9 protein-coding genes are annotated in these 7,278 nt (G+C 38.8%); 7 read left to right on the top strand and 2 right to left on the bottom strand.

Going from position 1 to position 7,278, the window contains the following annotated elements:
* Positions 1 to 123: 123 nt before the first annotated feature.
* On the bottom strand, positions 124 to 762 hold the full coding sequence (locus G7Y46_RS08650) for an ISL3 family transposase (RefSeq protein WP_165253954.1): 639 nt from the start codon (positions 760 to 762) through the stop codon (positions 124 to 126).
* Positions 759 to 1,127 carry a hypothetical protein gene (locus tag G7Y46_RS08645; protein ID WP_165253953.1) on the bottom strand — a complete coding sequence of 123 codons (369 nt, stop codon included), beginning with the start codon at positions 1,125 to 1,127 and terminating at the stop codon, positions 759 to 761. The genes G7Y46_RS08650 and G7Y46_RS08645 overlap by 4 nt, the downstream gene beginning before the upstream one ends.
* A 364-nt stretch (positions 1,128 to 1,491) precedes the next feature.
* Here G7Y46_RS08645 and G7Y46_RS08635 point away from each other — a divergent pair, with 364 nt between their 5' ends.
* From G7Y46_RS08635 to G7Y46_RS08605, 7 genes are all read left to right on the top strand, one after another.
* Positions 1,492 to 2,112 carry a CatB-related O-acetyltransferase gene (locus tag G7Y46_RS08635; protein WP_165253952.1) on the top strand — a complete coding sequence of 207 codons (621 nt, stop codon included), beginning with the start codon at positions 1,492 to 1,494 and terminating at the stop codon, positions 2,110 to 2,112.
* Complete coding sequence (locus G7Y46_RS08630) at positions 2,109 to 2,516, top strand: hypothetical protein (RefSeq protein WP_165253951.1); 408 nt, start codon at positions 2,109 to 2,111, stop codon at positions 2,514 to 2,516. The genes G7Y46_RS08635 and G7Y46_RS08630 overlap by 4 nt, the downstream gene beginning before the upstream one ends.
* A gap of 184 nt (positions 2,517 to 2,700) precedes the next feature.
* Complete coding sequence (locus tag G7Y46_RS08625; RefSeq protein WP_165253950.1) at positions 2,701 to 3,696, top strand: glycosyltransferase; 996 nt, start codon at positions 2,701 to 2,703, stop codon at positions 3,694 to 3,696.
* A 54-nt stretch (positions 3,697 to 3,750) separates the two neighbouring features.
* Positions 3,751 to 4,158: an FdtA/QdtA family cupin domain-containing protein gene (locus tag G7Y46_RS08620; protein WP_165253949.1), complete on the top strand. Its 408-nt coding sequence runs from the start codon at positions 3,751 to 3,753 to the stop codon at positions 4,156 to 4,158.
* A complete protein-coding gene (locus G7Y46_RS08615; protein ID WP_165253948.1) occupies positions 4,151 to 5,260 on the top strand; it encodes a DegT/DnrJ/EryC1/StrS family aminotransferase in 1,110 nt (369 codons plus the stop codon). Before G7Y46_RS08620 ends, G7Y46_RS08615 begins: the two co-directional genes overlap by 8 nt.
* A gap of 20 nt (positions 5,261 to 5,280) precedes the next feature.
* Positions 5,281 to 5,832 (top strand): GNAT family protein, encoded by a 552-nt coding sequence (locus tag G7Y46_RS08610; RefSeq protein ID WP_165253947.1) that lies wholly within the window; start codon positions 5,281 to 5,283, stop codon positions 5,830 to 5,832.
* A 7-nt stretch (positions 5,833 to 5,839) separates the two neighbouring features.
* On the top strand, positions 5,840 to 7,273 hold the full coding sequence (locus tag G7Y46_RS08605; protein WP_165253946.1) for an oligosaccharide flippase family protein: 1,434 nt from the start codon (positions 5,840 to 5,842) through the stop codon (positions 7,271 to 7,273).
* Positions 7,274 to 7,278 lie beyond the last annotated feature (5 nt).

Here is a 7,278-nt window from a genome sequence, read left to right as displayed (position 1 = left end):
AGGCATTGTGTGATTGTTGAATCACGGGAATTGAGACACCTAGATGCTAGCCCAGATTTTGGACTGAATAAACCATTTGTTCAGGTCGGAGCCTCTTTGTGTAACATCCCGATGGACATATCATCAGAAGAAGGCAACGTGTTTGCGCTCGTCAAGTCCGAATTGTGCAAACCACTGGTCCATGTCATCTGCGTCCCTACCCTCTATGACATCGACCAGGTATCCGGTAGCATCGTCATAAGTACAGGCCCAAAAGATACAGACCTGCTTTCCTGTGTCAGTTTTCCGATGACTTTTGGAATGGATCTCGTCTGTGAGCAGGATTTTCGGGAGCTTTGGCTTTCTGATATGTACGCTGTTGATGACAAGACGCACTATATCGTGCGAGACGTTGCAGGCATATGCCGCCTCGGTTATGGTCTGCCGCCTTCTCAAAAAGTCGAGGATGTGGTTTTCAAGCGTCTCTGTAATGACAGGGCTTACAACAGAGGCGAAGGGAATCTGTGTGTTTTTGGTTATCCCGCACTTTTTGCACCTGTACCTTTTGACCTTGACAGTCAGCGTGCAGGGTGTCTCACCTACGACGTGCGCCATACGTTTGGAAAAACTACCATGTCCTGTCATGGCATGTCCGCATCGGGGGCAGGTAAGGTCAGGAGCATCAACGATGACATAGAGATCAGAAAAGCCTGCGTTAACTCCTGCTTTGTCGACGCGAACAGTGCTCGACAGACCTACATCTGTTGGGTTTATCCTACTCATGAAGCCATCACCCAACTCTCAAAACCAACGATCGCGGTGGAGCACCATCCCGGGCAGTCATCAATTGTACCTGTGCCGAAAACACATCCGTGTGAGAAGCACTTCTCTGCGAGCGCCTCGGCACAGAGTGCATTCCATGCGTTATGCTCACCTTGTTCGATTCTTTTTAGTGCTGCAAGCTCGACTTCGTGTGTAGTAATAACGCTGCCGTCGGGCTTTGTGCACTCGCTTGCGTATGTATCGGGCAGTAAGCCTTGTTTATACGTGAGCCTTCTTTTCTTGTTGGCTTCTCTGCTGTTCACAGGAGTTCTCCAATCCTCCGATGACGCAGATGCCGCAAGGAGGATGCGAGGTGGTGTTGGCACCTTGCATCCTCCGCTTTTTCGCTTCCGATACGCTTCGGTATCTGCGTTATCGGAAATCGTTATCAATAGATTTACTCGGAAGCACCCTACAAGCATGAAAGTTGCCGCATGAAATCGCAATACCCTAGGTCAGGGCAGGTGAGCAACACAACTTTCCACAAGAGTTGTGTTGCTAGACCCAAAATGGAGGCAAAAATTGGCAAAACAACACCAGATTCAGAAAGACCGAAATCTCTAAAGCGCAAGGTAAAGAATACACTTTTCTTTCAGCTTGGAATGAATGGGGCGAGGGAATGTATTTAGAGCCTGACACTATAAACAAGTATGCATATTTGGAGGCTCTCAAAAGGGCTATTGACGGTGTATGTTTGGAATAAAAACAAAACTAAACAATATAGTCGCTAAAATTAAATGGCGGATGAGCAATCGTCATAATCATACATTACCCGGAGATGCGTATACTTTTGATTCTTCCATAGTTCAGGTTGGTAAAAGTACGTATGGAATACTGAATGTCTTTTCGTCCAACAATCAAGGCAAATTGATTATTGGAGACTATTGCTCAATAGCTCCAGACGTTTCTTTTGTTCTCAATAATGAGCATAGAATTGATACTCTATCCACTTATCCTTTTAAGGTAATGTTGTTTAACGATGATCCTGAAGCTGGGTCAAAAGGTGGAATAACAGTATGTGATGATGTCTGGATTGGATATCGCGCTACTATACTAGATGGTTTAACTATAGGACAGGGTGCTGTAGTAGCTGCCGGTGCAGTTGTTACTAAAGATGTGCCACCTTATGCGGTAGTTGGTGGATGCCCTGCAAAAATAATCAAATATCGATTCGATGAAAAAACTCGTTCAATCTTGGCGACTCTAGATTTATCTAAACTAACTCCAAGCTTTATTGAGAGTCATTTAGATGAGCTGTATACGCCTTTAAGTAAAGAGTTTCTCGATGTGTGTAAGAGAGAGCTGGCTTGATTTTTAATCTGAAAATTTCAGAAGAACATGTTACCTCTCTTTATGAGAGCTATGTCAATCAAGCTAGAAAATGTTTAGAGAAGAATAATTATAATTCGGCTGTATATTATGCAAAAAAAGCAGCAAAACTTATGTATAACTACAATCTTATTTATACGGATGTACGCCTTGAAGAATTAATTACTTCTCTTTCAGAGCGTTTGCCGTCAACAAATCAGAATGAATATTGTAGTGATACTAAAAAAGTAACGCTAATAGATTCTTTTGGGTTGTCTTATCGCGGATTAGCTTGGATTTATGCAAAAGGACTATTGGATTTAGGCTTTTCCGTACAATATGTATTAACAAATGCTGATATTGATCTAAAAGATTTTCAACCTTTAAAAAAGTATCTGCAATTGTAGGTGGATGTCCTGCCAAGATTATTAGATATAGATTCGAAGACCAAATAATAGAAACCTTGTTGCGTTGTGATATGTCGACCATTGATTTGGATACCGTGTTAGAAAATCCAGCTTTATTCTGCGAGAAATTATCTTATGAAAGATTGGAAAGATCTAATATTTGGAGAGGATTGCTGAGAGATGGATGAATGCTACTCAATTTGACATTGCTGCTATAGTTGTTACATATAATTCAGATTGTCAGAAAACCTTGAATACTATTGCATCAATACTGATGCAACAAAATGTTAGGTTTGAGATAATAATAGCTGACGATGGGTCGCGTGAAACAAATTTTGCCTGTATATATGACTATTTTGAAAGGGCACATTTCAAAAATTATAAGCTTTTAACTGCGGATGAAAATGTTGGTACAGTGAGAAATTGTATTGCGGCATCGAATTATGTAAATTCTAGGTACGTTAAAACGATATCTCCTGGTGATTACCTATATGCACCAAATGTTTTAGAAGAAATAGTAACAAAAATGGATTCGTCTAATGCGAATATAGGTTTTGGTGCAGCGATATATTACTCGGATGGGGTTGATAATATAGAAATTATCAACAAAAGAAATCCCATTGTTATTAATCCCTATAAAAGAAAATGTATTAATAATCAGATTATCGCTCGCAATATGATTGGTTTTGGAGATTTTATTCTTGGAGCTTTACCTGTATTTAGAACGCTGCTGTGGAAGTGTGCGCTTGCAGAAATTCTTGGTAGTGTTACATATTGCGAGGATTATTCAATTCAGCTGATGGTTTATAAGGGCGAAAAAATACTGTATATAGATCAATTTACGGTTTGGTATGAATACGGAACCGGAATATCGACATCTCTTTCCGAAAACAACAAAAATAGAATAATGCAGGATGCTAAATCGTTTTGTACCCTATTTTTAAACAAATATCCTGATTTTAAATATCGTAAACAAATGAAAGAAAGAAGTAATCAATCTCAGGCGAAAACGATAAGAAATAAGATAAGTCTTCTATTCCGTAGACCGTCAGAATTTGTATTTCGCTTGCGTTCATTAATGATTAGAGCATTTTATAAGTGTAAAAACTTTGATATCCAGAATTACAAAATGATTTTGGAACTCGGTCACCATCCAGAAAAATTTAATGAGCACGCATAGGTTGGGGCAGGCTTCAGCACTGCTTGCGTAATAAATAAAATATCAGAGGACTTCATGCAAATAATTAAATATATGTTTCAGCCTCACGGAGATGAACGTGGTCAGCTTGTTGCACTTGAAGAAGTGAAAGATATTCCATTTCATGTGAAGCGCGTCTATTTTATGTACGACACTGGAGAAGGCGTTCGTCGTGGTTTTCATGCTCACAGAAATCTAGAGCAAATATTGGTTTGCATTCATGGTTCATGCAAAGTGCTTCTAGATAATGGGCATGAAAAGAAGATAGTTCCACTAGAAAAGCCCTATGAAGGGCTGTATGTTTCTAATGCTATGTGGAGAGAAATGTATGATTTTTCATCTGATGCGGTTCTTCTAGTACTTGCATCTGAGCTATATGACGAGTCTGACTACATTCGTGACTATGATGAATTCTTAAAATACATTGGAGAAAACAATGACTAACTTAACAGTACCTTTTGTAGATTTTAGACCAATGGAGAAAGAAATAAGAGACTTACTTGATGGGGCTTATAAGCGGGTTATAGATAGAAGTTGGTATATTTTAGGCGAAGAGGGTAAAGCGTTTGAGTCGTCTTTTGCGCAGTACTGCAACGTTAAACATTGCATAGGTTGTGGTAATGGTCTTGATGCTATTACTTTAATTCTTATGGCCTTAAACATTGGCAAGGGGGATGAGGTTATTGTTCCTTCTAACACATTTATAGCAACCGTATTAGCTGTAACACGAGTTGGCGCAACGCCTATTTTTGTTGAGCCGGAAATAGATACATTCAATATATCTCCAAACAAAATTGAAAGCGCTATTACTTCTCACACAAAGGCAATAATATCTGTTCATCTCTATGGGCAAGTATGCGATATGGATGCAATCCTAGATATTGCTAATAAACATAACTTATATGTCATAGAAGATGCTGCACAAGCGCATGGCTCTCTTTATAAAGGCAAAAAAGCAGGATCATTTGGTATAGCTGCTGCATTTAGTTTCTATCCCGGAAAAAACCTAGGTGCTATGGGAGATGCAGGAGCCGTAGTTACTAACGATGAAGATTTGGCTGCAAAGATAAGAGCACTTGGAAACTATGGTTCTGATAGAAAATACCATCATATTTATGAGGGAGTCAATTCTCGCCTAGATGAACTTCAGGCAGCTTTTCTATCTGTAAAACTTGATAATCTTGATAGATGGAATAAGGATAGAAAAAGAACTGCAAAGGCATATTTAGAGGGTATAACAAATCCTAGTATTGTGCTTCCGAAGGTCATAGATGAAACAGATCCTGTATGGCATATTTTTGCAATACGATGCAAAAAGCGTGATTTACTAGAGAAACACCTTAAAGAAAACGGTATTGAATGTGCAAAGCATTATCCAACTCCTATTCATTTGCAAGGAGCATACACATCTCTTGGATATAAAAAGGGAGATTTCCCTGTTGCAGAAGAAATAAGCGAGACTGAACTTAGTCTACCTATGTTTTATGGGATGACAGACGAGCAGATTTGTCGGGTTATCGAATCCATTAATACTTTTAAGCCATAAGCTTTATTAAGGGAATGAATATGCATACCATAGCCAATGATTTTCGATATGGCTGTCTTAGGGCGCTTAGAGAAAGTGACGCTAAAGGCATGCTTGAATGGATGCACGATGACAACATCGCATCGGTATTTCAATATAACTTTCGTTCTATGACACTTGATGATGTGCTCACTTTTATAGAACAAACAAAACAAGGTGGGCTTTCTCTTCACTTTGCCATTGTAGACGCAAATGATGAATATATGGGAACTGTCAGTCTGAAAAATATCGACAATAAGAATCGAAATGCTGAATACGCTATCAGTACAAGAGCAAAAGCACACGGAACAGGTATTGCTAATAGAGCAACCTTAGATGTTTTACACTATGCCTTTAGGGAGCTTAATCTTCACAAAGTGTATCTAAACGTTAGAACTGATAATGTGCGTGCTAATCGCTTCTATGAGAAAGTCGGTTTTGAATTTGAGGGTACATCTAAGGATATGCTTTGCATCGATGACAAATATTATGATCTAAATTGGTATGGAATACTCGCTGACAATTTTTCTCATTTGGTAAATGATAAAGCGTAAGTCAGTTTTGAAAAATAAATATCTCTCTATACCAAAAGAGATGAAAGCATCTGTATGGTATACGGTATGCAGCATAGTCCAAAAGAGTATCGGACTGCTAACTGTTCCAATCTTTACTAGATTGCTTACCACAGAAGACTATGGTCTGACAAATGTATATAACACATGGCTTTCAATGATTGCGATTTTTGCAACTTTGAACTTGCAATATGGTTCATTTAATACCGCTATGGTCAAATTTGAGGAAGATAGAGAACGTTATATTTCATCCATACAGAGCTTAGTTACACTCATTACTGTTGTAGTGTTTGCCATATTGTTGTTATTCTGTGATCAAGTATCTCAAGCAACTGGCTTGCCAACAGTGCTGATCGCCATTATGGGTATTGAGATTCTTGCTCAATTCGCATTTGGTCTCTGGGTAGGCAAGAAACGCTTTGATTTTGAATATAAAGGTATAGTGGCAATCACTCTGCTTGTCTCAGCATTAATTCCTATTTTAGGTATTGCGATGGTGCTATCTGTTGAGACGGGGCGCGGGGAGATGCGTATTCTGTCGATGGTGCTAGTGCAATTTGTCTTTTATAGCGTTCTGTATTTTTATAATGCTAAACGGGGAAAATGCTTTTTTGATAGAAAGTTTTGGAAATATGCATTAGGAATGAATCTTGTATTGCTTCCCTACTATTTGGCACAGATGGCTTTTAATTCATCTGATTTATTAATGATTAACCAGATATGCGGCATGGCAGATGCGGGTCTATATGGAGTAGCTTATAGTTTTGCAGTTGTTTTAACTTTTGTCATATCGGCTATAAGTAATTCATTTATTCCTTGGAAATACAGAAAGATTAAAGAGGGCGATTTAGAACCTGTGCCTAATACCACTAATGCATTGGCATTACTTGTTGCATGTATGATGTCTATGCTTATTTTAATAGGTCCTGAAATTATGATTATTCTGGCAGCTCCTCAATATTTTGAAGCAAGATGGATCATTCCTCCGGTGGCTGCAAGCATGTTCTTCTTGTTCCTAACGCAGGTTTTTGTAGATATAGAATTTTTGTTTGAGGCTCGGTTCATGCTGGTTTTAGGATCGCTTGTAGCAGCTATTACCAACATAGTATTAAATGCTATTTTCTTGCCGCAATTTGGATATATTGCAGCTGGTTATACGACATTGGCAAGCTATATTCTTTTTTGGCTGTGTAACTGGCTTTCTTGCAGACAGACCTTAAAAAGAACCGGACTAACAATCAGAGATATTTGTGACATGAAAACATTGACGATTTTGGCGGTCGTAATGATCGGAGCAATGTTTGCATGCGTTCTTTTGTATCAAGCAGCAATTGCGCGATATATCGTTGTTTTGATTGGTTGTGTATGCGCAATTATTTTTAGAAAGAAGATTATTGGTGTAGTTAAGGGATTTCGAGGATAACGTTT

This window comes from Adlercreutzia sp. ZJ304, from assembly GCF_011039075.1.
Classification (GTDB): Bacteria; Actinomycetota; Coriobacteriia; order Coriobacteriales; family Eggerthellaceae; genus Adlercreutzia_A.
The sequence above is the reverse complement of the archived record's forward strand: the minus strand, read 5'-3'. Positions and strand labels throughout refer to the sequence as shown.

What these genes read in the sequence shown, in the direction of transcription:
- G7Y46_RS08650 (WP_165253954.1), bottom strand. Translation starts at nt 762, where the DNA reads ATGAGTAGGATAAACCCAACAGATGTAGGTCTGTCGAGCACTGTTCGC.
- G7Y46_RS08635 (WP_165253952.1), top strand. Translation starts at nt 1,492, where the DNA reads ATGTTTGGAATAAAAACAAAACTAAACAATATAGTCGCTAAAATTAAA.
- G7Y46_RS08625 (WP_165253950.1), top strand. Translation starts at nt 2,701, where the DNA reads ATGAATGCTACTCAATTTGACATTGCTGCTATAGTTGTTACATATAAT.
- G7Y46_RS08620 (WP_165253949.1), top strand. Translation starts at nt 3,751, where the DNA reads ATGCAAATAATTAAATATATGTTTCAGCCTCACGGAGATGAACGTGGT.
- G7Y46_RS08615 (WP_165253948.1), top strand. Translation starts at nt 4,151, where the DNA reads ATGACTAACTTAACAGTACCTTTTGTAGATTTTAGACCAATGGAGAAA.
- G7Y46_RS08610 (WP_165253947.1), top strand. Translation starts at nt 5,281, where the DNA reads ATGCATACCATAGCCAATGATTTTCGATATGGCTGTCTTAGGGCGCTT.